This is a genomic window from Glutamicibacter sp. BW80 (assembly GCF_002332385.1).
Classification (GTDB): Bacteria; Actinomycetota; Actinomycetes; order Actinomycetales; family Micrococcaceae; genus Glutamicibacter.
Genome location: NZ_NRGV01000040.1, coordinates 1 through 1,018 on the forward strand (window position 1 = coordinate 1; position 1,018 = coordinate 1,018).

The 1,018-nt window shown below is 55.9% G+C and carries 1 protein-coding gene; it reads right to left on the reverse strand.

Annotated elements, in window-relative coordinates; all coding sequences use genetic code 11:
* Nucleotides 1–34: 34 nt before the first annotated feature.
* Nucleotides 35–868: an IS5 family transposase gene (locus tag CIK76_RS12060; RefSeq protein WP_096286794.1), complete on the reverse strand. Its 834-nt coding sequence runs from the start codon at nt 866–868 to the stop codon at nt 35–37.
* Nucleotides 869–1,018: the final 150 nt, after the last annotated feature.

Consider the following 1,018-nt stretch of genomic DNA (forward strand, 5'->3'; position numbering starts at 1 on the left):
CTAAGAGATCGCGCCAATAGGTGAACGTCCAGCATTAAGGCTTTCGATTAGGCCGTGAATCCCACCGATACGTCACCCATGCTTCGCGAATCAACCTGCGGAGCACGATAATGCTGTTCGCCAAGCTGATCATTGCCTCAATAACACGAGCCCTTCGTTCGGTGCAGATCGCTAGCTTTTTGAACCCGCGGTTGTGCCACGAGTTGGTTCGTTCCACGACCCAGCGGACTCCGGCTTGCAAGGGTTCGCCCTTGGTGCTGATTTCCCAGTCGCATCCTAGCTCGGTGAGCAAGCCTCGGGTTTGCCGGCTGTCGTAGCCGGCATCCAGATGAACCTTGATCTGCTCTGGGAGCAGGTATCCAAATCGGGAAAGGCGTTCGAGGGTCGGGCGCAGCAACGGTGAATCGTGCCGGTTCGCTCCAGCGATCACGCAGCCGACGGGGATGCCTTTCCCATCGGTCATCAGGGAGCGTTTGGTGCCTTGCTTGCCGCGGTCTACTGGGGATTTGCCGGCAGCTTCGCCGCCGCAGGGTGCTTTGACCAAGCAGCCGTCAATGACGAGGTTTTCAAGGTCGAGCCCAACGATGCGGTCGTAAGCTTCCAGGCAGAGCTGTTCCAGGTCGTTGAAAATCCCGGCGGTGATCCATTCGTCGCGGCGGCGACGGATGGTGGTTGCTGAGCAGGTGGTGTCGCTGATTTTTGCGTAGGCCGCTCCAAGGATGAGGACCTGGATGAGTTTGTCGAAGATGATCCGGTCGCTGATTCTTGGTTTGTGGCATCCCCAGGGGTGTGTGACGTTTCGCTCTGGGAGCAGTGCTTCGAATTGGCTCCAGAGGGGGTTCATGATGGATGATGGTAGGGCAGGCACGTGACTTCCTGTGTCAAACTTTTTCTTGGTCGAAATATGTTTAACACTGTCCGTGCCTGCTTCACTGCTTAATGACGTTGGTGACTTGGTTAATTACTCTGGCATTAATAGTTACCGTGGTTTTGGCCCATCTATTGGCGCGATCTCTAA